At 66.0% G+C, this 20,495-nt stretch carries 17 protein-coding genes; 9 read left to right on the top strand and 8 right to left on the bottom strand.

The annotated features are described in order from the left end of the window. The first annotated feature begins 207 nt into the window (after positions 1 to 207). Genes AC13FN_RS10025 through AC13FN_RS10035 form a run of 3 tightly spaced genes read left to right on the top strand, consistent with a single transcriptional unit; the run spans position 208 to position 1,744 of the window. A complete protein-coding gene (locus tag AC13FN_RS10025; RefSeq protein ID WP_049437660.1) occupies positions 208 to 837 on the top strand; it encodes a superoxide dismutase in 630 nt (209 codons plus the stop codon). Further along, positions 834 to 1,409: a flavin reductase family protein gene (locus AC13FN_RS10030; RefSeq protein ID WP_029379998.1), complete on the top strand. Its 576-nt coding sequence runs from the start codon at positions 834 to 836 to the stop codon at positions 1,407 to 1,409. The genes AC13FN_RS10025 and AC13FN_RS10030 overlap by 4 nt, the downstream gene beginning before the upstream one ends. Further along, positions 1,409 to 1,744, top strand: coding sequence for a tetratricopeptide repeat protein (locus AC13FN_RS10035; RefSeq protein ID WP_010485209.1), 336 nt, complete (start codon positions 1,409 to 1,411; stop codon positions 1,742 to 1,744). The genes AC13FN_RS10030 and AC13FN_RS10035 overlap by 1 nt, the downstream gene beginning before the upstream one ends. 5 nt (positions 1,745 to 1,749) lie before the next feature. Here AC13FN_RS10035 and AC13FN_RS10040 read toward each other — a convergent pair whose 3' ends face one another. Together AC13FN_RS10040 and AC13FN_RS10045 are read right to left on the bottom strand one after the other, a co-directional pair. Next, entirely contained in the window at positions 1,750 to 2,898 is a 1,149-nt protein-coding gene (locus AC13FN_RS10040; RefSeq protein WP_482984672.1) for a fatty acid desaturase family protein, read from the bottom strand. A gap of 11 nt (positions 2,899 to 2,909) precedes the next feature. Then, positions 2,910 to 3,980 carry a ferredoxin reductase gene (locus AC13FN_RS10045; RefSeq protein WP_478412642.1) on the bottom strand — a complete coding sequence of 357 codons (1,071 nt, stop codon included), beginning with the start codon at positions 3,978 to 3,980 and terminating at the stop codon, positions 2,910 to 2,912. 92 nt (positions 3,981 to 4,072) lie between these two features. On the opposite strand from AC13FN_RS10045, the gene fabR reads away from it, so the two are divergent. From fabR to AC13FN_RS10060, 3 genes are all read left to right on the top strand, one after another. Continuing rightward, positions 4,073 to 4,729, top strand: a complete 657-nt coding sequence (gene fabR / locus AC13FN_RS10050; RefSeq protein ID WP_482984671.1) for an HTH-type transcriptional repressor FabR — start codon at positions 4,073 to 4,075, stop codon at positions 4,727 to 4,729. Positions 4,730 to 4,958: 229 nt separating this feature from the next. Beyond that, on the top strand, positions 4,959 to 7,118 hold the full coding sequence (locus AC13FN_RS10055; protein WP_049437666.1) for a TonB-dependent receptor plug domain-containing protein: 2,160 nt from the start codon (positions 4,959 to 4,961) through the stop codon (positions 7,116 to 7,118). Continuing rightward, positions 7,108 to 7,656 (top strand): thioredoxin-like domain-containing protein, encoded by a 549-nt coding sequence (locus AC13FN_RS10060; RefSeq protein ID WP_460132765.1) that lies wholly within the window; start codon positions 7,108 to 7,110, stop codon positions 7,654 to 7,656. The genes AC13FN_RS10055 and AC13FN_RS10060 overlap by 11 nt, the downstream gene beginning before the upstream one ends. Before the next feature lie 120 nt (positions 7,657 to 7,776). Here the strand turns inward: AC13FN_RS10060 and mntR are convergent, their stop codons facing one another. Next, positions 7,777 to 8,241, bottom strand: a complete 465-nt coding sequence (mntR, locus tag AC13FN_RS10065; protein ID WP_019659934.1) for a manganese-binding transcriptional regulator MntR — start codon at positions 8,239 to 8,241, stop codon at positions 7,777 to 7,779. A gap of 117 nt (positions 8,242 to 8,358) precedes the next feature. On the opposite strand from mntR, the gene AC13FN_RS10070 reads away from it, so the two are divergent. Further along, positions 8,359 to 9,690, top strand: coding sequence for an Nramp family divalent metal transporter (locus AC13FN_RS10070; protein ID WP_143994557.1), 1,332 nt, complete (start codon positions 8,359 to 8,361; stop codon positions 9,688 to 9,690). Between the two features lie 94 nt (positions 9,691 to 9,784). Here AC13FN_RS10070 and AC13FN_RS10075 read toward each other — a convergent pair whose 3' ends face one another. The 4 genes from AC13FN_RS10075 to AC13FN_RS10090 all read right to left on the bottom strand — a co-directional run bounded on the left by AC13FN_RS10075 (position 9,785) and on the right by AC13FN_RS10090 (position 14,090). After that, positions 9,785 to 10,111, bottom strand: a complete 327-nt coding sequence (locus AC13FN_RS10075) for a thioredoxin family protein (RefSeq protein WP_010485192.1) — start codon at positions 10,109 to 10,111, stop codon at positions 9,785 to 9,787. Beyond that, the gene (locus AC13FN_RS10080) at positions 10,083 to 10,550 is read right to left on the bottom strand and encodes a flavodoxin (protein ID WP_100049913.1); all 468 of its coding nucleotides are present in this window, start codon (positions 10,548 to 10,550) and stop codon (positions 10,083 to 10,085) included. The genes AC13FN_RS10075 and AC13FN_RS10080 overlap by 29 nt, the downstream gene beginning before the upstream one ends. A gap of 25 nt (positions 10,551 to 10,575) precedes the next feature. Next, a complete protein-coding gene (locus tag AC13FN_RS10085) occupies positions 10,576 to 11,616 on the bottom strand; it encodes a ribonucleotide-diphosphate reductase subunit beta (RefSeq protein WP_024957408.1) in 1,041 nt (346 codons plus the stop codon). A gap of 110 nt (positions 11,617 to 11,726) precedes the next feature. Next, entirely contained in the window at positions 11,727 to 14,090 is a 2,364-nt protein-coding gene (locus AC13FN_RS10090; protein WP_482984670.1) for a ribonucleoside-diphosphate reductase subunit alpha, read from the bottom strand. 431 nt (positions 14,091 to 14,521) lie between these two features. Between AC13FN_RS10090 and AC13FN_RS10095 the strand changes: the two genes are divergently transcribed. Beyond that, the gene (locus AC13FN_RS10095) at positions 14,522 to 15,499 is read left to right on the top strand and encodes a zinc-binding dehydrogenase (protein ID WP_143994575.1); all 978 of its coding nucleotides are present in this window, start codon (positions 14,522 to 14,524) and stop codon (positions 15,497 to 15,499) included. A 205-nt stretch (positions 15,500 to 15,704) separates the two neighbouring features. Continuing rightward, entirely contained in the window at positions 15,705 to 18,386 is a 2,682-nt protein-coding gene (locus AC13FN_RS10100; protein WP_230080592.1) for a TonB-dependent receptor, read from the top strand. Between the two features lie 107 nt (positions 18,387 to 18,493). On the opposite strand, the gene betT is transcribed toward AC13FN_RS10100, so the two are convergent. After that, positions 18,494 to 20,473: a choline BCCT transporter BetT gene (gene betT / locus AC13FN_RS10105; RefSeq protein WP_482984669.1), complete on the bottom strand. Its 1,980-nt coding sequence runs from the start codon at positions 20,471 to 20,473 to the stop codon at positions 18,494 to 18,496. Positions 20,474 to 20,495: the final 22 nt, after the last annotated feature.

Genomic DNA, 20,495 nt, shown 5'->3' on the forward strand with positions numbered 1-20,495 from the left:
GAGGTTCGAAAAGCGGGTTCTCGTAGTGCCGGCCGCTGGCCGCCAACCCGACCTTCGCTGATTGCCGGCCAGTGGCCGGCACTACAACGTCGCTCTTGCTCCCTTTCACGCATTTCAATCCTTCCCCTTGACCTCAACCAATGTTGAGGTGCGATAACGATCTCCCCACGGCCAGCCTCTCTGGCCTTCCCCACGGAGATTGCTTCGATGTCGTACTCGCTTCCCCCGCTTCCCTATGCCTATGACGCCCTCGAGCCGCACTTCGATGCGCGCACGATGGAGATCCACCACAGCAAGCACCACCAGACCTACGTCAACAACCTCAACACCGCCATCGAGCAGGCCGGCATCGCCGAGCAGCCGATCGAGGCGCTGATCGCCAACCTCGATGCCGTGCCCGAGGCGCAGCGTGGCGCAGTCCGCAACAACGGCGGCGGCCACGCCAACCACAGCCTGTTCTGGACCGTGCTCAGCGCCAGCGGTGGCGCACCCGATCATGAACTGGCAGCGGCCATCGACCGCGATCTCGGCGGTTTCGATGCCTTCAAGGATGCGTTCACCAAGGCTGCGCAGACCCGTTTCGGCAGCGGTTGGGCCTGGCTGACCAGCGATCGCGATGGCCGCCTGCAGGTGGAAAGCAGCGCCAACCAGGACAGCCCGCTGATGGGTGCAGCCGTCGGCCTGTCCGGCAACACCCCGATCCTCGCACTGGATGTCTGGGAACACGCCTACTACCTGCACTACCAGAACCGTCGCCCGGACTACATCGGTGCGTTCTTCAACATCATCAACTGGGCCGAGGTCGGCCGGCGCTACCGCCAGGCCAGGGCCTCATGAGCGGCGAGACACTGCCGTACGCCGGGCCGTGGGCGGGGGTCTTCCCCGCCCCGGCCCCGGTGCCGTCGGTCGAGATGCCGCCGCGGGCACTGCGTCGGCTGCTCGGCCACTTTCCTACCGGCGTGGCCATCGTCTGCGCGCGCGATGCGCAGGGCAAACCCATCGGCCTGACCATCAATTCGTTCGTGCCGGTGTCATTGCAGCCGCCGCTGGTGCTGTGGAACCTGGCGTTGCACGCGCAGAGCCTGTCCACCTTCCAGCGCGCCACCCGCTTTGCGATCAGCGTGCTGGCAGCCGACCAGGAAGCATTGGCCCGTCGCTTTGCCGATCCACAGGTACGCAACCGCTTCGACGGCCTGGCAATGCTGGATGACGACGAGGACAGCCCACCACGCATCGCCGGTGCAGTCGCCCATCTCACCTGTACCCGCCACGCGATGTGGCCGGTGGGCGATCACCTGCTGCTGGCCGGACGCATCATCGAGGTGCACGAGAACGGCGGCGCGCCGCTGCTGTTCCATCGCGGCCGCTTCCAGCCCGGCCCCACCGAACTGCTGGTGGAGGTGCGCTGATGAACATTGAAGCTCTGGAATGCATGCTTGCGGCCGGCAAGGACGGCGCACTGCTGCGCTTCGGCCTGGGCAAGGGCTGGCTGGATGCCGGCAACCCGGTGCGCGCGGCCACCCATCTGGGCCGTTGCGTGGTCCTTGATCCGCAGTACTCGGCCGCCTGGAAGCTGCTCGGCAAAGCCTGGCTGGCCGGTGGCCAACCGCAGGCGGCGCGCGAGGCGTGGCAGCGTGGACTGAGCGTGGCCGGCAGCAAGGGTGACCAGCAGGCACGCAAGGAAATGCAGGTGTTCCTGCGCCGCCTGGACCGCGAACAGGCGGCCCTGGCGAAGGCGGGCTGAGTCGATCAGCCCGCGTTGGCCGATGCCGGTGCGGGCATGATGTCCGACATCGGCAGGCGGCGCGGCTTGCTCGGGAATGCGTGACGCAGGATGCGCCAGACCACCTGGCCGAACTGGCGCGGCAGCGAGCCGTTGTTGTAGTGCTGGCCGTAACGGCGGCAGATGTCCTTCACTTCCTTGGCGATGGCCGCATAGCGGTTGGCCGGCAGGTCCGGATAGAAGTGGTGCTCGATCTGGTGGCTGAGGTTGCCCGACAGCACATTGATCAGGAAGCCGCCGCTGATGTTGGACGAACCGCGCAGCTGACGCAGGTACCAGTGGCCGCGCGATTCATTGCGCAGGCATTCCTTCGGGAAGGTTTCCGACTCGGCGGTGAAGTGGCCGCAGAAGATGATCACGTAGGTCCAGATGTTGCGCAGGCCGTTGGCCACCATGTTGCCCAGCATCACGGTGAGGAAGAACGGGCCGGCCAGCAACGGGAAGAACACGTAGTCCTTCAGCACCTGGCGGGCCATTTTCCGCGCCACCGGGCGGGTCTGCATCCACATCGCACGGCCGCTGATGCGGCCCTTCAGCCAACGCCCCAGGCGCAGGTCCTGCGCGGCCACGCCCCACTGGAACAGCAGCGCGAAGATCGGCGCGATGATCGGCTGCAGCAGGTAGAACGGCTTCCAGCGCTGTTCCGGGAAGATGCGCAGCAGACCGTAGCCGATGTCATCGTCCATGCCACGCACGTTGGTGTAGGTGTGGTGGCGGAAATTGTGGGTCTTTCGCCAGTTGTCGGCGGTGGCAACGATGTCCCACTCGTAGGTGTTGCCATTGAGCTTGGGGTCGCCGGTCCAGTCGAACTGGCCGTGCATGACGTTGTGGCCCAGCTCCATGTTCTCCAGGATCTTTGACAGCGCCAGCAGCAGCGTGCCGGTGATCGCGGCCGGCCACAGCAGCGGCATCCAGAACAACGGCGAGAATGCCGCCAGGAACAGCAGGCCGCGGCCGCCCACGCCGAACCATCGCACGGCGGCAGCCACGCGGCGGATGTAGCGGGTATCGGAGGCGCCGAGGCTGCCGATCACACGGTCGCGGATCGCATCGAGTTCCTCACCGAAGGCATGCATCTCGGCGGTGCTCAGGGCACGGTCGGTAGCGCGGGTCATGGCAGGCATCCTCAGAGATCCAGGGTCAGGTCGGTAGTCGGTGCGCTCACGCAGATCCGCACCGGCTGTGCCGATTCGGACTGCAGGTCGCCGGTGCGCAGATGGCGGGTGGCGCCACTGACGCGGTCACAGCTGCAGCTGTTGCAGATGCCCATGCGGCAACCGTGCTTGGGCTTGATGCCATGCGCTTCCAGGCTTTCCAGCAGCGAGCGGCCTCGCGGCACGCTCAGCTGGCGGCCACTGCGCGCAAGCGTCAGCGACACCTCGCCTTCGCTGCTGGCATCGCGCAGTGGCGCCGGTGGGGTGAAGGCTTCGGCCTGGAAGCCGGCCACCTGGTGCGCCAGGCGTTCGCGCGCAGCGGCAACGAAGCCGTCCGGGCCGCAAGCCAGCACATGGCGCTGCGCAAGCGGCGTGTCATCACCGGCCACCTGCAGATCATGGGTATCAATTCGCGCGGCCGGCGCCTCACCCTCGCGGGTGGCCAGCAGATGCACGCGCAGGTTCGGATGTGCCGCAGCCAGCGCCCGCAGTTCATCACGGAACTGCAGATGGGCAGCAGTGCGCTCCCAGTAGAACAGGTCCACCGGTGCTGCCAGCGGCCGCTGGCAGGCGTCGCGCAACAGGCTGCGCATCGGCGTGATGCCACTGCCGGCAGCCAGCAGCAGCACCGGCGCCGCGGCCGGCATATGGAACTCGCCGAAGGCGGCATCGAGGCGGAACAGTTCGCCCGGCTGTGCATGGTTGACCAGATGCTGGCTGACCCGGCCGCCGTCGATCGCCTTGACGGTGATCGCCAGCTCGCGCCTACCCAGTGCGGTGGGGCTGTAGCTGCGCTGCCACAGGCGTCCTTCAATCTCGACGCCGAGGTTAACGTGCTGGCCGGCGCGCATGCCGGCCCAGTGCCGGTTGGTGCGCAGGACCAGGGTCGCCGCGCCCTCGCCAGCCGGCTCGCGGCGGACCAGGCGGGCCACCGGCTCGCGCAGGGTCCACAGGGGATTGAGCTGGCCCGCCCAGAAATCGAACAGCGACGGCGACACCCAGCGGTACGGAGAGAACAGGGACGGACGGACGACAGCGCTCATGAGTGAACTATACGGGCGCACATACACCTGTGTATACATGTGTATATTGAACCGGATTGGGTATGATTCAGCCTCGCCCTACCGGAACCCCCATGGCCGCCGCCACCGCCTTGTCGACGCCCGAAGATGCCAACAGCCCGGCCCGCCGTACGGTGACCCGCGAGGATCTGCTGGCCGCCGCCCTGAAACTGATCGGGCCGCACCGCAGCCTGTCCACGCTCAGCCTGCGCGAAGTGGCACGTGAGGCCGGCATTGCGCCGAACAGCTTCTACCGGCAGTTCCGCGACATGGACGAACTGGCCGTGGCGCTGATCGATGCAGCCGGCCGTTCGCTGCGCACCATCATCGGCGAGGCCCGCCAGCGCGCCACCTCCACCGCTACCAGCGTGGTGCGGGTCTCGGTGGAGACCTTCATGGAGCAGCTGCGCGCCGACGACAAGCTGCTGCACGTACTGCTGCGGGAAGGCGCGGTCGGCTCGGACGACTTCAAGCACGCGGTCGAACGCGAGCTGCACTACTTCGAGGAAGAGCTGCAGCACGATCTGGTGCGCCTGGCCGCACTGGATGGCGCGGTACTGCATGCCCCGGAACTGGTGGCCAAGGCCATCACCCGGCTGGTGTTCGCGATGGGCGCCACCGCCATGGACCTGCCACCGGAGAAGGATCCGGAACTGGTCGAACAGATCTCCACGATGATCCGCATGATCATCGTCGGCGCCCGTACCCCCGCCGCATTCCGTCGCGACTGACGATCCGACCGCGCCTACACGGCAACTCCATCCTATGGACATGACCACCGGCAGGGTTGCGGTCGTTTTATGTAATGTTATAACACAAGCATGATCTGACTCGACTGGCGCCCCAATCGCAATTGCCTCGGCTTCGTTATATAGCACTTGCTATATTCATAAGCCGCTGCTTTCATATCGTCAGCCAGGTCGCCCTCGCCGCCTTTCTTCTCCCAAGGACGACGCCCTCATGCCCGTTGCCACGCCCCTCTTCCATCGGCTGCCCCTGGCCGCCGCCATTGCCCTGACCCTGCCGCTGCCCGCACTGGCCGCCACTCCGAAACCGACCGAGCTGGACCGCGTGCAGGTCAAGGTCAGCACCGCCACCCGCAGCGAACGCCTGCTATCCGATGTCCCGATCCGCACCGAAGTGCTGCGCAAGGAAGACATCGCACTGCGCGCGGCCACCGACTTCTCGCGCGCCGCCGAGCTGATCAACGGCCTGCGCGTGGAAAGCAACTGCCAGAACTGCAACACCAGCGAAGTGCAGCTGCTGGGCCTGCCCGGTGCCTACAACCAGCTGTTGTTCGATGGCATCCCGCTGTTGTCCACGCTGGGCAGCGTGTATGGCCTGGAACAGATCCCGGCCGGGTTCGTCGACCGCATCGAAGTGGTCAAGGGCGGTGGCTCGGCGCTGTACGGCCCGGGTGCGGTGGCCGGTGTGATCAACCTGATTCCCCCGCTGCCGGCGCGCAGCGGAGGCCATGTGCAGGCCGGCGTGGATGTCCTGAAGGGCACACCACAGAAGAATGCCGACGTGCGCCTGGACCTGGTGGCGAAAGATGCCGACGCCGGGCTTTCAGTGATTGCCCAGCGCAACTGGAACAGCGGCATCGACTACAACGGTGACGGCTACACCGAGATCACCCGCAAGAACCTCAAGGTCGGCGGGCTGCAGGCCTGGTACGCGCCGACGCCGGGCACGCGGCTGCGCCTGGACCTGCAGGTGACCGATGAAACCCGGCGTGGCGGCAATCGACTGGATCAGCCCGAATACCTGGCCAACATCGCCGAATCGCTGGATACGAAATACCGGCGCGGCAGCGTGTCGTGGGATCAGGAAATCAATGCCGACGTCGATTTCCGCCTGGCCTATGCCTTCGCCGACATCGACCGCGACAGTTTCTATGGCGGTCTTGGCGACGTGGTTACCGATCCGTCTGCACCCGGCTATGACCCCTCGCAGCTGGATCCCAACGTGGCCGGCAGCGCGGCCTCGCGTTCGTGGCGCCAGTACGGCCGCACCCACAACCCGCTGCACTACATCGACAGCCAGTTGAACTGGCGGCTGGGCGCGCACGCGCTGGCCTTCGGCGTGCAGTACAAGCACGAGGCGCTGCGCGACGACAACCGCACTGGTGACGGGCAGCGCTTGGCGATGCTGGAAGATGCAACCTTCCACAACCTGGGCGCCTTCATCCAGGACGAGTGGAGCCTGCGCGACAACGTCGACCTGGTACTGGGCGCACGCGTGGACAAGAGCTCGGAGCTGGACAGCGCGGTGTTCTCGCCGCGCATCGCGCTGGCCTGGCAGGCCACCCCGAACCTGAAGTGGCGCGCCGGCGTCGCCACCGGCTTCCGTGCACCGGAGATCTTCGTCGAGGACGTGCACGTCGATACGCTGGGTGGCGAGCAGGTGCGCGTGCGCAACACCGATGGCCTGAAGGAAGAGCGCGCGTTGACCACCCTGTTCGGCTTCGACTGGCGCTCGGACCCAGCCAATCCGGTGTGGAGCTGGGATGCTACCGCCTCCTATGCACGCATCCGCGATACCTTCGCGCTGGGCGAGATCCAGCGCGGCGATGACGGACAACTGAGCCAGCTGCGCTACAACGCCTCCGGCTCCAACGTACTGGGGGCGGAAACCAACCTCGGCTGGCAGCCGTCGCCGCAGTGGCGCCTGACCGCCGGTGCCTCGTGGTACCGCTCGCGCTTCCGCGAACCGCAGCGCATCTACGACGACACCGGCGACGGTGGCGACACCATCATCGAAAGCCGCGACTACCTGAAGACCCCGCGCTGGACCGGCCTGGCGCAGCTCAGCTGGATGCCCGCCGAGCCGTGGGAAACCTTCGTCGCGCTGCGCCATACCGGGCCGATGTCGGTGCTGAACAACCGGTTGGGCGAACTGCACCGTACGCGTTCCTTCCTGGTCACCGATCTTGGTGCGCGCTGGCACCGCCATCTGGGCGCGCAGGCGCAGCAGGAAGTGTCGGTGGCCGCGGGCGTCAAGAACGTGTTCGATCAGCGCCAGAAAGATCTGGAAGTGGGCGCGCTGCGTGACAGCGACTATGTCTACGGACCGCGCTTCGCGCGTTCGTGGTACGTCAACCTGCGCTATGCGTTCTGAAGCTCTGCGAGCGCTGTTGCTGGCCTGTACCGTGCTGCTGGCCGCACCGGCAATGGCTGCTGACCTGCATGCGCAGGTCTCGGCCTCGCTGATGCGGCCGGAACAGCGCTCGCTGCGACCGATGCAATGGACAAAGCCGCCGAAACTGGTGGCGCTGTACTTCGGCGCCGACTGGTGTGCACCGTGCCATGCCTTCGTACCCACGCTGCGCAGCGTGCGCGATGCCCTGCGCCAAGCCGGCGCCGATACCGAAGTGGTGTACGTCAGCCAGGATGAGAGCGAGAGCGCGCTGCGCCGCTACATGCACGCGCAGGAGATGCCGTGGCCGGTACTGGACCCGCGCCGCGCCGCGCGCATGCCGGCCCTGCAGGCATTGGCCGGGCTGGCACCGCCGAACCTGGTGCTGATCGATGCCGACGGGACCGTGCTGGCCAATGGCTGGCAAGGCCGGCGTTACCAAGGCCTGCAGCCGGTGTTGAAGGAATGGACGAAACGGGCGTGCGCGCAGGAACAGGCCCGCTGCCCGCCTGACCTGTAGCGTCGAGCCATGCTCGACGCATTCCATCACCGTGCGAACGGCAGCCGAGCATGGCTCGGCTCTACAAAAACCGGGATCGCGCGAGACGCCGCCGGGCATGGCCCGGCGATATCGGTCTGCTCAACCGCCCTCGGCCTTGCGCACGAACGCCTCGAACAGCGCCAGCGTCTGCTCGCTCACATGGTGCTCGATACCCTCCGCATCACGCCGTGCCGTATCAGGGTCCACGCCCAATGCCAGCAGGAAACGCTCCACGGTCTGGTGCCGCTGGCGGCTGGCATGGGCCAGCGCCTCGCCTTCCGGGGTCAGGAACACGCCGCGGTACGGTCGCTGCACCACCCAGCCATCGCGGGCCAGGCGCCGCAGCATCTTCGCCACGGTGGGCTGGGCCACGCCCAGGCGGGTGGCGATGTCGACCTGGCGGGCCTCGCCGCCGTCGGCCAGCAGGTCCGAGATCAGCTCGACATAGTCCTCTACCAGCTCCATCCGGTGCGCTTCGCGCACTTGCCTGAAGCTCTCGACCTGGCGCTCAGCCTCGATCAGGGGGGTGCTTTTCAGCGATGTCGAATCGTCGGTCTTGCCCACGCCTGCGCCTGTCCTTCCGGTCTACTCCGGGTTTGAAACTGAATTCTGGACCAGTAACGCGATAAAGACGATTGTTTCACATTGCTAATTACTATAGCAGGCGCTATATTCGGATCCATGAACACCCTGGCGCCCCGCGACCCTTCGGCCCCCACCCCGGCCAGCCTGGGCGCGCTCAATGCCTCGGTGGCGGTGCCTGACAAGGGGCATTGGTGGTTCCGCCTGCTGGCCTTCCTCGGCCCGGGCTACATGATCTCGGTCGGCTACATGGACCCGGGCAACTGGGCCACCGACCTCGCCGGCGGTTCGCGCTTCGGCTACCTGCTGCTGTCGGTCATCCTCATCTCCAACCTGATGGCGGTGATCCTGCAGGCACTGTCGGCGCGGCTGGGTATCGCCACCGGCATGGACCTGGCGCAGGCCTGCCGCGCGCGGTACCCGAAGCCGGTGAACCTGGCGCTGTGGGCGCTGTGCGAGGCAGCGATCATCGCCTGCGACCTGGCCGAGGTGATCGGCACCGCGATCGCATTGAAGCTGCTGTTCGACCTGCCGCTGCTGTGGGGTGCGGTTATCACCGCGCTGGATACACTGCTGGTACTGCTGCTGATGAACCGCGGATTCCGGGCGCTGGAAGCCTTCGTGATCGCGCTGCTGATGGTGATCTTCGGCTGCTTCATGGTGCAGATCGCGCTGGCCGCACCGCCGGTGATGGAGGTGCTGGGCGGATTCATTCCGCGCGCGCAGGTAGTGACTGATCCGCACGCGCTGTACATCGCCATCGGCATCATCGGCGCCACCGTGATGCCGCATAACCTGTACCTGCATTCTTCCATCGTGCAGACCCGCGCCTATCCGCGCACCGACGAGGGCCGTCGCAGCGCGCTGCGCTGGGCGGTGACCGACAGCACCCTCGCGCTGACCCTGGCACTGTTCATCAACGCCAGCATCCTGATCCTGGCGGCGGCGGTGTTCCATGCCAATGGCCGGTTTGATGTGGAAGACATCGAGCAGGCCCACCAGCTGCTGGCGCCCATGCTGGGCGTGGGCGCGGCGGCGACACTGTTTGCGATTGCCTTGCTGGCCTCGGGCCTGAATTCGACAGTGACCGCCACGCTGGCCGGCCAGATCGTGATGGAAGGCTTCCTGCACCTGCGCCTGCCGCCGTGGCTGCGTCGGCTGATCACGCGCGCACTGGCCATCATTCCGGTGGTAGTGGTGATCATGCTGTTCGGCGACCAGGGCGCGGTGAAGCTGTTGGTGCTGAGCCAGGTGGTACTGTCGATGCAGCTGCCGTTTGCGATCATTCCCCTGGTGCGGATCGTGACCGACAAAGTGACGATGGGTGCGCTGGTGGCACCGCGCTGGCTGGGTGCGATTGCCTGGGTGATCGCGCTGGTGATCGTGGTGTTGAACGTGAAGCTGCTGGTGGATACCTTCAGCGGCACCTGAAGTAGGTCCACGTCATGCGTGGATGCATTTGTAGAGTCGAGCCATGCTCGACTCATCACGCGCCGCGCGAGCAGCGGCCGAGCATGGCTCGGCTCTACAAATGCAACGCGATCGCGGCCTCGATCTGCTGCGGTGACTGGAACCCGGCCAGGCGCGTGCGCTCATCACCGTCACGGAACAGGGACAGCGTCGGCGTCTGACGCAGTCCCAGCTCCCTGAAGAACGCCTCACCCAGCACCTCCAGCTGCACGCGCAGCAGGGTCGTGCCCTGCCCCGCCACGCTGTTGGCCACGCGATGCAACGACACCTCCAGCATCCGGCAGCCCGGGCACTGGTCCTTGTGAAAATCCACCAGCACCCGCGGGTGCTCGGCCAGCAGCTGCTGGAACTGCTCAGGCGTGGTGGCGTCGATGATCTGCATCGGTGTTGCTCCAGTAATGGGCCAGGACCGCATCGGTCCAGGCCTCGATGGCTTCGGCATGACGCTCGCCATGCGGCATCTGTTCGATCTCCAGCGGCGGGTAGTCGCTGCGGAAATAGCGGATCAGGCGGTGCACGGCACCGCAGTAATACTCCTGCCCCCACTGCGTTTCGCCGGTGCCGAACACCGCCAGCTGCCGTGGCCGCTCGCCGCGCTCGGCGATACCGGCCACCCATGCCTTCATCTCCGACGGCGTGCGGCCGGCGTTGTCGGTCCAGCAGCCCAGCAGCACCAAGTCGGCCTCGTCTGCAGCCAGCGGCGGTACCTGGCGCAGGTCGTCGGCCTCCTGCCAGTGCACGGCATGACCTGCGGCGCGGCAGCGCTCGGCGATCTGCCGGCCGAGCTCGCGGGTATTGCCGCTCAGGGAGGCAACCACCACCAGGATGCTCAGCGCGGCGCTGGGCTCAGAGGTCGTCGAAGCCGTTGTCGACGTTGGTCTTCTTGTAACTTGCATTGCGCATCTCGAAGAAGTCGGTCTTGGTTTCGGTGAAGTTGTCGGCGTAGGCCTTGATCCACGGCATCACGTTGTCGGTCGTGTCGCTGTACAGGCGCTCGATGCCGAGCATGCCGGCCATCTTGTTGGCGCGGTATTTCACGTAGCGCACCATCTCGTCCACGTCGATGCCATCGATGCCATCCAGCACCTCCGACGACCACTGCGTCTCCAGCTCGATCGCATGTTCGAACGATTGGTGCACGTAGGCGGTCAACTCGTTGGTCTGCAGCTCCGGGTTCTCGCCGATGATGGCGCGGATCAGCTCGCTGATGAACTTGGTATGCGCCAGCTCGTCGCGGTTGATGAAGCTGATGATCTTGCCGGTGCCATTCATGCGGTTCTGCCGCACCATGTTGTAGAAGTACGCGAACCCGGAATAGAAGTTGATGCCTTCCAGGATCGAGGACTGGATCAGCGACTTGAGCAGGGTCTCGGCGGTCTTCTCGCGCATGAAGTCGTCATACGCGCCCATGATCGGGGCATTGCGCTTGATGATGGTCGGGTGGGTGCGGGCGATCTCGAAGATGCGGTTCTGGTTCGGCAGGTCGGTGATCGAGGCCAGCACGTAGCTGTAGCTCTCGTTGTGGATCACTTCCTGCTGGCCGATGATCGCCGCATTGGCATGCGCGGCCGGGTCGGTGATGTACTCGGCCACGTTGTAGATGAAGCGCGTCTGCGGCGAATCGAGCGTGGCCAGCAGGCCGATGATCGAATCGTAGGCGTTCTTTTCACGTGCGTTGAGCTCGCCGTACTGGCGGGCATCGAGCTTCATGTCAACCTCGTCGGGAATCCAGAAGTTGGTCGACAGCTCCTTGTAGGCCCGATAGAACGACGGATACGGGATATCGTTCCAGTTGAGGATGCCGCTGGTACGGCCGTTGATGATGCCGGTGCTGCGGTTGGGATGGCGCGGTTCGAGAATCTTGATGCGGTCGAGGGGGGTTGCCATGGTCGTTTACCTTCGTATTACGTGCGTTGCGGATGTAGCGCCGCGCCCATGCTCGGCTGCTCTTCGCCTCTGAGCCGAGCGTGGGCTCGGCTCTACTGGGGGCGCAGCGATCAGCTGGAGCACCACTCGCATTCGCTGATGTCGATGTCGTTGGAGCGCACGTAGTAGGTGGTTTTCAACCCTTCCCGCCAGGCGCTAAGATGCAGCTCCAGCAGCGTGCTGGCGCGGATCGTGCTAGGCACGTACAGGTTGAAGCTGATCGACTGGTCGACATGGCGCTGGCGGCGCGCGTTCTGGCGCACGCTGGCGAACTGGTCGACCTTGTAGGCACCCTTCTCGTAGTACGGCCAGGTTTCCAGCGACAGGCCCGGCACCGCCACCGGCCGCCGGAAGTCCTTCTTTTCCTCGTAGTAGAACGCGCTGTAGATCGGGTCGATCGACGCGGTGGAACCGGCAATCTGCGCGGTGCTCATGTTCGGCGCCACCGCCAGCAGCCAGCCGTTGCGCAGGCCGTGCGTGGCGACCTCGTGGGCCAGGCTGTCCCACGCGGCGCCAGTGTAGTCGCGGTCACGGAAGTAGCGCCCGTTGTGCCAGTCACTGCCAGCGAACATCGGGTAACTGCCCTTCTCCTTCGCCAGCTGCGCGCTGGCCTGGATGGTCAGGAAGTTGATGCGTTCGTAGAGACGGTCGGCCAACGCCTCGGCATCCGGTGATTCCCACTGGATTGCCTGCTGCGCCAGCAGGTGGTGCCAACCGAACGTGCCCAGGCCGATGGCGCGGTACTTGCGGTTGGTGATCGTGGCCTGCGGCACCGGCAGCGCGTTGAGGTCGATCACGTTGTCGAGCATGCGCACCTGGATCGGGATCAGGCGCTCCAGCACGTCGGTGGCCAGCAGGTCATCCGGCGCACTGATTGCCCGGCCGAGGTTGATCGAGGACAGGTTGCAGACCACGAAGTCACCGGCGCGGCGCGTGGTGACGATCTGGTCACCGCTGACGATCTCCTGGATCATCCGCGTCGGGCTCATGTTCTGCAGGATCTCGGTGCACAGATTGCTGGAATAGATCATGCCCGCGTGCTTGTTCGGATTCCGGCGGTTGACCTCGTCGCGGTAGAACAGGAACGGATTTCCGGTCTCCAACTGGCTGAGCATGATCCGCTTGAACAGATCGATGGCCTTCACCGTGCGGCGGCTGATGCGCTCATCGGCCACCAGTTCGGCGTAGCGGTCGCGGAAGCTGCCCGCACCGCGCGTCTCATCGTAGAAGTCCTGCAGGTACCAGCCCTTGGCGCTCTTCACTTCGTGCGGGTCGAACAGGTACCAGTCGGCGCGGCGCTCCACCGCCTCCATGAACAGGTCCGGCACGCACACCGAGGTGAACACATCATGCGCGCGCAGGCGCTGGTCGCCGTTGTTGAGGCGCAGGTCCATGAACGCTTCGATGTCGCGGTGCCAGATGTCCAGGTACACCGCCACCGCGCCCTTGCGCTGGCCAAGCTGATCAACCGACACCGCAGTGTTGTTGAGCTGCTTGATCCACGGCACCACGCCACCGGAGGAATTGGCCACACCACGGATCGGTGCGCCGCTGCTGCGCACATAGCCCAGGTAGGCGCCGACGCCGCCACCGTGCTTGGACACGCGGGCGATATCGGTGTTGGAGTCATAGATGCCCTGCAGGCTGTCGTCCACCGTGTCGATGAAGCAGCTGGACAGCTGGCCGCCGACCTTGCCGGCGTTGGCCAGGGTCGGCGTGGCCACCGTCATGTAGAGGTTGGACAGCGCCCAGTACGCCTCGCCAACCAGCTGCATGCGGCGTTCGCGTGGCTTTTCTTCCTGCATCAGGTACAGCGCGATGGTCAGCCAGCGCTCCTGCGGCAGTTCGAAGACCTCGCGGCTGCGGTCGCTGGCCAGGTAGCGCGTGGCCAGCAGGTACAGGCCGTTGTAGGCGAACAGGCGGTCGCGCTCCGGGTCGATCATGTCGCCGGCCCGCTGCAGTTCTTCCTTGGAATAGCAGCGCAGGATGTCGTTGCTGTAGATGCCGCGGTCAGCCAGGCTCTCCTGCAGGCCCACATACGAACCGTACTTCAGGCTGACATCGTAGAAGCGGTTGCGGCTGGCACGCTTGTACAGCCGCCGCAGGTAGATGCGCGCGGCAAACTGCTCCCACTCGGGTGCAACCAGGTCCACCCGCGATTCGGCCTCGCGGATCAGCAGATCGACCAGGTCATCGGCGCTGATGCTCGGTTTGCGTTCGACCATCGCCTGCACCACGCGGCGATAGTCGCTCACGTCCAGCTGCGGGAACTCGGCATGCACGGCGTCGATGCTGCGCTGCAGGCGCTCGGCCTCGAACGGCAGGCGGCGGTTGCCGGCCTCCTTGGTGATCCAGGTCGGCACGCGCTCGCCACCGGCGCGCAAGGCGTCGCCAGCGCCGGCCAGATCGGCCACGCGGAAGGTACTGTCGGTCATGGTGGTGAAACTCCAGGCTCGCACGCGCGTTGGCGGTCGATGCCATGGCGGCCCTGAACGCGATACCGGCGCACGGGGCGAACGGGTGGATTGCCAGGGCACGGGAACGTAGGTCGTCGGCATCTGCCTGCGCCTGCGGCCGGTATCCGGGCCGTGGGGGCGACCTGCGTCCGCACGATGGCGGCCGCGTCGACACGGCAAGCCTTCAGGGGCGGGCCGCGGGACGTTTGCTGCATGTCCGGCGGCGGCGGCTGACCGGGAGTGACGGCCACAACATAGTGGGGATATCCCGAACCGTCAACACAAGATGCGGTAATCAGCACATGTCGCGACGATCAGTCGCAGGATGCCGTGTTGCAGCTGCGGCGCCTTGTCGACAGCCCCTGCGGCCCCAGTTCGGTACAACATCCACTTTCCCCGGAACACCACCCATGCGCGCTGCCCAGTACCCCTCCTTCGGCAACCCGGCCGACGTCCTTGCCATTGCCGATGCGCCGCTGCCCGAGCCCGGCCCCGGCGAGGTGCGCATCCGCACCGTGCTGGCCTCGATCCACAACCACGATCTGCTGACCGTGCGCGGCCTCTACGGCTACAAGCCGACCCTGCCGGCGATCGGTGGCAGTGAAGCGCTGGGCGTGGTCGATGCACTCGGCGATGGTGTCGACGGCCTGCAGATCGGCCAGCGCGTCGCCGCAGCCTCTGTACACGGTACCTGGGCCGAGGCCTTCATCGCGCCGGCACGCATGGTGATTCCGATGCCGGAGGCGATCCCCGACGAAATGGCCGCGCAGCTGATCGCCATGCCGCTGAGCGCGCTGATGCTGCTGGAGTTCCTGCACGTCGAGGCGGGCCAGTGGATCGTGCAGAACACCGCCAACGGCGCGGTGGGCAAGTCGCTGGCGATGCTGGCGCGGGCGCGTGGCGTGCATGTAGCCAACCTGGTGCGCAATGCGGATGCCGTCGCACAGTTGCAGGCGCTGGGTATCGATCATGTGTTCGACACCTCGGTGGACGGCTGGAAGGATCGCGTTCGTGAAGCGACCGGCGAAGCACAGGCGGCGGCCGCCGTGGATTCCATCGGCGGCGACGCCAGCGGTGACCTGGTCGACCTGCTCGGCCACAACGGCACGCTGGTGTCGTTCGGCGTGATGAGCGGCGAACCGATGCGCATCCCGGCCGGCGGCCTGATCTACAAGGAAGCGACGGTGAAGGGCTTCTGGGGCAGCAAGGTCAGCCAGGCGATGGCGGTGGAGGACAAGCGCCGGCTGGTTGGCGAACTGCTGAAGCGTGCGGCGAGCGGCGAACTGACCCTGCCGGTGGAGCAGATCTTCGCACTGGACGACATCGCCCACGCAGCGAAGACCGGTGCGGGTTCGGGTCGTAATGGCAAGGTGCTGCTGCGGCCGTGATCGTCTGACATTGCCTTCTGTAGAGCCGAGCCATGCTCGGCTGCTTTCCGGCCAGTGTGCGGAGCCGAGCGTAGGCTCGGCTCTACAGGGGCGTGCGGACCAACGGTCCGCACCCACCGAAGCACAGACCGCGCCGCCGAGAGCGCTTACTTTCGTTAAGAACCTGTGATGTATAACTGAATGCGCTTTCGTCATTGGAGGGTGCATGTACCTGCATGCGGTACTGACGGCTCCTCCCCCGTTCGGCGTTGTCGCTTCCATGTACCGCACCACCCTGAACCTGCTTGCTGGCGCCATTGCGCTGGGCCTCACCGCCGGCGCTGCCGGCGCCGCTGAATCCGCCGACACCGGCAAGGACAGCACCACCCTCGGCACCGTGCTGGTGACCGGTTCCAACATCAAGCGCAGCGATACCGCCGGGCCCAACCCGGTGCAGATCGTCAGCCGCGAACAGATCGAGCAGACCGGCCGCTCCACCCTCACCGACGTGCTGCGCAACCTGTCGGCCAATGCCGGCAACAGCTTCGACGAGCAGTACACCGGCAGCTTCGCCGCCGGCTCGGCCTCGATCGGCCTGCGTGGCCTGTCGCCGAAGAACACACTGGTGCTGGTCAACGGCTACCGCGTGTCCAACTTCGGCTTCGCGCTCAATACCCAGGACACCTTCGTCGACCTCAACGCGCTGCCGATCAGCGCGGTGGAACGCATCGAAGTGCTGAAGGACGGCGCCTCGGCGGTGTATGGCTCCGACGCCATCGCCGGTGTCATCAACATCATCCTGCGCAAGAACTTCCAGGGCGTGGAAGTGGGCGGCGGCTTCGGTACCGCCACCCAGGGCGGCCTGGACGAACGCAAGGCCAACCTGCTGGCCGGCTTCGGCGACCTGGAGCAGCAGGGCTGGAACGTGCTGTTCGGGCTGGACCTGCTCAAGCGTGATCGCCTCGACGCCGACCAGCGCGCCTATACCCGCAGCGGCGATTTCCGTGACAAGCCCGGCGGACGCCTGGCCGGCTGGTCCACCGCCGGTGGCAATTGGCTGTCCAACCCGCGCGCGCCGCAACCGTTCGCCAACTGCCCGGATGGCAGCCAGCTGCGCCCGTACAGCGATTTCGGCAGCACCCTGCCCGGCCAGGCCTGCGCCTTCAACGCGCAGCCGTTCAAGACCCTGCAGCCCGGCGCCGAGCGCCTGCAGGCGTCGTTGAGTGCGACCTACCGCTTCAATGACAGTGTCGAAGCGTTCGCCGACGTGCTGTACAGCCACAACAAGGCCGACCAGATCTTCAGTGCGCCGCTGACCGTTGGCCCGGGCCTGCGTGCCTACAACCCGGCTACCGGCACGCTCATCGACGTGCCGGCGGTGCTGCCGGTCGGCCATCCCAACAACCCGGGCAGTACGCCACTGCCGTTCGAGTACAGCTTCTTCGATCTCGGCCCGCGCCTGAAGGACAACACGCAGGTGTTCTACCGTGCCCTGGCGGGCGTGCGCGGCAGCGGCGAACGCTGGGACTGGGAAGTGGCGGCACTGACCTCGCAGAGTGCACAGCGCGAGTACGTCGACAACTTCGTCAATCGCTATGCGTTCGAGCAGATCCTGCGCGAGGGCAGCTACAACTTCCTCAACCCGTCCAGCACGCCGGGCGCGCTGGATGCACTGCGCCTGCAGACCAAGCGTCCGGGCTGGTACAAGCTGCACGCGTTGAACGTGAAGGCCTCCACCTCGCTGTGGGAGATGCCCGCCGGTACGGTCGGCTTCGCCTGGGGTGCGGAGTTCCGCAAGGAATCGCTGGACGCGCGCACCAGTGCGCAGGTGCTGTCGGGCACCGAACTGCGTCCGGCCATCAACGTGGTCAATGGCGAGCGCCAGGTCAGCGCCGCCTATGCCGAACTGAGCGTGCCGCTGCACCGCACGTTGGAGCTGCAGGTGGCCGGTCGCGGCGATCACTACGATGACTTCGGCAAGGCGTTCTCGCCGAAGGTGGCGCTGCGCTGGCAGCCGCTGGACAGCCTGCTGCTGCGCGGCTCGTTCTCGCGCGGCTTCCGGGCACCTTCGCTGCCGGAGATCGCGCCGGGCCAGACCGTCAGCTACGGCTCGGTGATCGATCCGCTGGATCCGCTGCAGCCCGGCGGCAGCCGTGGCGTGACCAACATCCGCACCGGCAACCCGGATCTGAAGGCGGAGCGCTCGCGCAACTTCAACGTGGGTGCAGTGTGGTCGCCGGATGCCGATACCAGCATCGGCCTGGACTGGTACCGCATCGAGCAGGACAACCTGGTCAAGCCAGACAGCGCGCAGTTCATCGTCGACAACCCGACGCTGTTCCCCGGTCGCGTGCAACGTGATGCGCAGGGACGCATCCAGTTCATCACCAACCAGTACGCCAACCAGGGCGAACTGACCACCTCGGGCCTGGACCTGGACGCCAACCGCACCTTCCGCACCGTGGGCTGGGGCACCTTCACCGTGGCCGGCAGCTGGACCCACCTGCTCAGCTTCAAGCAGCCGCTGGTGGCTGGGCAGGCACCGTATGACGGCGCCGGCAACAACCGCCACGGCGCGCTGCCGCGTACCCGCGGCACCACCTCGTTGAACTGGGCGGTGGGCGACTGGAGCAGTACGCTGAGCCTGCAGTACGTGAGTGGCTACGACCAGCGTGTGGCGACGGCAACCAGCAACCCGGGCCTGCGCGACCGCATCAAGCCGTATCACCAGCTGGACCTGTACGTAGCGTACGAAGGTATTCCCAACACCACGCTGTCGCTGTCGGTGCTGAACCTGACCGACAAGGACCCGCCGTTCGACCCCGCCGGTGGCTCCAACGGTTTCGACATCAGCCAGTACAACCTGCGCGGACAGTTCGTCTCGCTGGGCGCTCGTTACAGGTTCTGATTGCCACTGTAGAGCCGAGCCATGCTCGGCTGCTCTTCCGACACCGAGGAGCCGAGCGCGGGCTCGGCTCTACAGGGGGTGCGGACCAACGGTCCGCACCCACCGCATCACCGGCTCAGGTGCAGGAACTGCAGGTGCCGTTCGTACTGGCTGATGATGTCGTTGATGATCTGCTTGCGGCTGTAGCCCACCAGGTCGTAGTCCTGGCTGCCTTCGAACAGGTGCACCTCGGCGCGGTAGTAGCGCTGGTTGCGCAGCTGCTGTGCGGCGAACGACGGGGTCAGGTAACCGCTCAGGATCACCCGGTACAGGAAGTCCTGCTGCTCGCCATGGTTGACCGTCAACTCCATGTCGCCCGCCTCGAAGCGCGTGGCCACGTCCCAGCCCTGCCCGCGCAGCTGCTCGGCCACCGCTTCCATCGCCGGCTTCACCGTGTCATCCATGAAGCGGTAGACCTGGTCGCGCACCGGGAAATGCATCGCCTGGCTCAGGCGCTGGCGCCAGCCCTGGTGGTGGCGATCGTCGCCGATCAGCGGCGATGGCCGGTACTGCAGCGCGCGCTTGCGGTGCGATTCGTCACTGAAGGCGCGGGTCAGCCCCCACATCATCAACAACAGGATCGCCGAGAACGGCAACGACGCCAGCACCACCGCCGATTTCAGTGCGTCGATACTGCCGGCCAGCAACAGGCCCGCGGTCAGCACCGCGATCACCGTGCCCCAGAACACCCGCAGCCAACGCGGACCATCATCCTCGGGTGCGCCGCCATGCGAGGACAGCGTGGACAACACCACCGCCCCCGAGTCGGCCGAGGTCACGAAGAAGATGAAGCTGACCAGCACTGTCACCGTGATCACCTCGCGGCTCCAGGGGTAGCCGTCCAGCAGCGCATACAGCACGGTCGGTGGATCATCCACCGCCAGCTGCGCCAACTGTTGCTGGCCGTGGTGCAGCACCTGGTCCAGCGCGCTGTTGCCGAAGATCGACAGCCAGGCCAGGGTGAAGCCCAGCGGAATCAGCAGCACGCCGAACACGAATTCGCGGATGGTGCGGCCGCGCGAGATGCGCGCGATGAACAGCCCGACAAAGGGCGCCCAGCCGATCCACCAGGCCCAGTAGAACACCGTCCAGCCGCCCAGCCATTCCGGTCGGCCGCCGTAGGCATACACATCGAAACTCTTGCCGACCACGCTGCCGAGGTAGTCGCCCAGGTTCTGCATCAAGGTGCTGAACAGGTACTGCGTCGGCCCGGCGAACAGCATGAACAGCACCAGCGCGATCGCCAGCAGCATGTTGATGTTGGCCATCCAGCGCACGCCCTTCTCCACGCCGGAGACGGCCACGGCCACTGCCGCACCCATCATCGCCACCACCAGCATGATCTGCACCAGGTTGGAATGCGGGATGTTGAACAGGTGCGCCAACCCGGCATTGAGGTGCAGCACGCCGAAGCCCATGTCGGCACCGATGCCGAACACGGTGGCGACGATGCCCAGCGCGTCCACGGTGTAACCGATCGGGCCGTTGATGCGCTTGCCGATCAGCGGGTACAGCGCCGAGCGCAGCGCCAGCGGCAGGTTGTGGCGGTAGGCGAAGTAGGCCATCGCCATCGCCGCCAGCGCGAACACGCCCCAGCCGTGCAGTCCCCAATGCAGGAACAGCAGCTGCATGGCCTGGCGCGCGCCGGCCTCGCCCGCCGCCGGATCGCCCTGCGGCGGCTGCAGGTAGTGGGTCAGCGGCTCGGAAACGCAGAAGAAGAACAGCGTGATGCTGATGCCTGCAGCGAACAGCATGCCGGCCCAGGAGAGGTAACTGAACTCCGGTTCGTCATGGTCGGCACCGAGCTTGATGCCACCGTACTTGGACAGCGCCACGCCGACCACGAACACCAGGTACAGGGTCATGGCCAGCAGGTAGTACCAGCCGACGTTGAGTGCGGCCCAGTCCTGCGCCTTCAGCAGCAGGCGGCCTGCGCCCAGCGGGAACAGGCTGACGAACAGCGCGAACGCCACGACAACGATCGCCGCGAAGGCGAACACAGGCCGAAGGGTGCGCACCGGGGATTGTTGCGGCTCCAGTACATCCATGGGGCGGCGTTCTCCGGTAGAT

The sequence above is a fragment of the Stenotrophomonas sp. 115C5 genome (assembly GCF_056861055.1).

Excerpts from the sequence above, each read along its gene's own strand:
- fabR (WP_482984671.1), top strand. The coding sequence starts at position 4,073 with ATGGCCGCCGCCACCGCCTTGTCGACGCCCGAAGATGCCAACAGCCCG.
- AC13FN_RS10030 (WP_029379998.1), top strand. The coding sequence starts at position 834 with ATGAGCGGCGAGACACTGCCGTACGCCGGGCCGTGGGCGGGGGTCTTC.
- AC13FN_RS10070 (WP_143994557.1), top strand. The coding sequence starts at position 8,359 with ATGAACACCCTGGCGCCCCGCGACCCTTCGGCCCCCACCCCGGCCAGC.
- betT (WP_482984669.1), bottom strand. The coding sequence starts at position 20,473 with ATGGATGTACTGGAGCCGCAACAATCCCCGGTGCGCACCCTTCGGCCT.
- AC13FN_RS10075 (WP_010485192.1), bottom strand. The coding sequence starts at position 10,111 with ATGCAGATCATCGACGCCACCACGCCTGAGCAGTTCCAGCAGCTGCTG.
- AC13FN_RS10100 (WP_230080592.1), top strand. The coding sequence starts at position 15,705 with ATGTACCTGCATGCGGTACTGACGGCTCCTCCCCCGTTCGGCGTTGTC.
- AC13FN_RS10035 (WP_010485209.1), top strand. The coding sequence starts at position 1,409 with ATGAACATTGAAGCTCTGGAATGCATGCTTGCGGCCGGCAAGGACGGC.
- AC13FN_RS10045 (WP_478412642.1), bottom strand. The coding sequence starts at position 3,980 with ATGAGCGCTGTCGTCCGTCCGTCCCTGTTCTCTCCGTACCGCTGGGTG.
- AC13FN_RS10095 (WP_143994575.1), top strand. The coding sequence starts at position 14,522 with ATGCGCGCTGCCCAGTACCCCTCCTTCGGCAACCCGGCCGACGTCCTT.
- AC13FN_RS10040 (WP_482984672.1), bottom strand. The coding sequence starts at position 2,898 with ATGACCCGCGCTACCGACCGTGCCCTGAGCACCGCCGAGATGCATGCC.
- AC13FN_RS10085 (WP_024957408.1), bottom strand. The coding sequence starts at position 11,616 with ATGGCAACCCCCCTCGACCGCATCAAGATTCTCGAACCGCGCCATCCC.
- AC13FN_RS10090 (WP_482984670.1), bottom strand. The coding sequence starts at position 14,090 with ATGACCGACAGTACCTTCCGCGTGGCCGATCTGGCCGGCGCTGGCGAC.
- AC13FN_RS10025 (WP_049437660.1), top strand. The coding sequence starts at position 208 with ATGTCGTACTCGCTTCCCCCGCTTCCCTATGCCTATGACGCCCTCGAG.
- AC13FN_RS10060 (WP_460132765.1), top strand. The coding sequence starts at position 7,108 with ATGCGTTCTGAAGCTCTGCGAGCGCTGTTGCTGGCCTGTACCGTGCTG.
- AC13FN_RS10055 (WP_049437666.1), top strand. The coding sequence starts at position 4,959 with ATGCCCGTTGCCACGCCCCTCTTCCATCGGCTGCCCCTGGCCGCCGCC.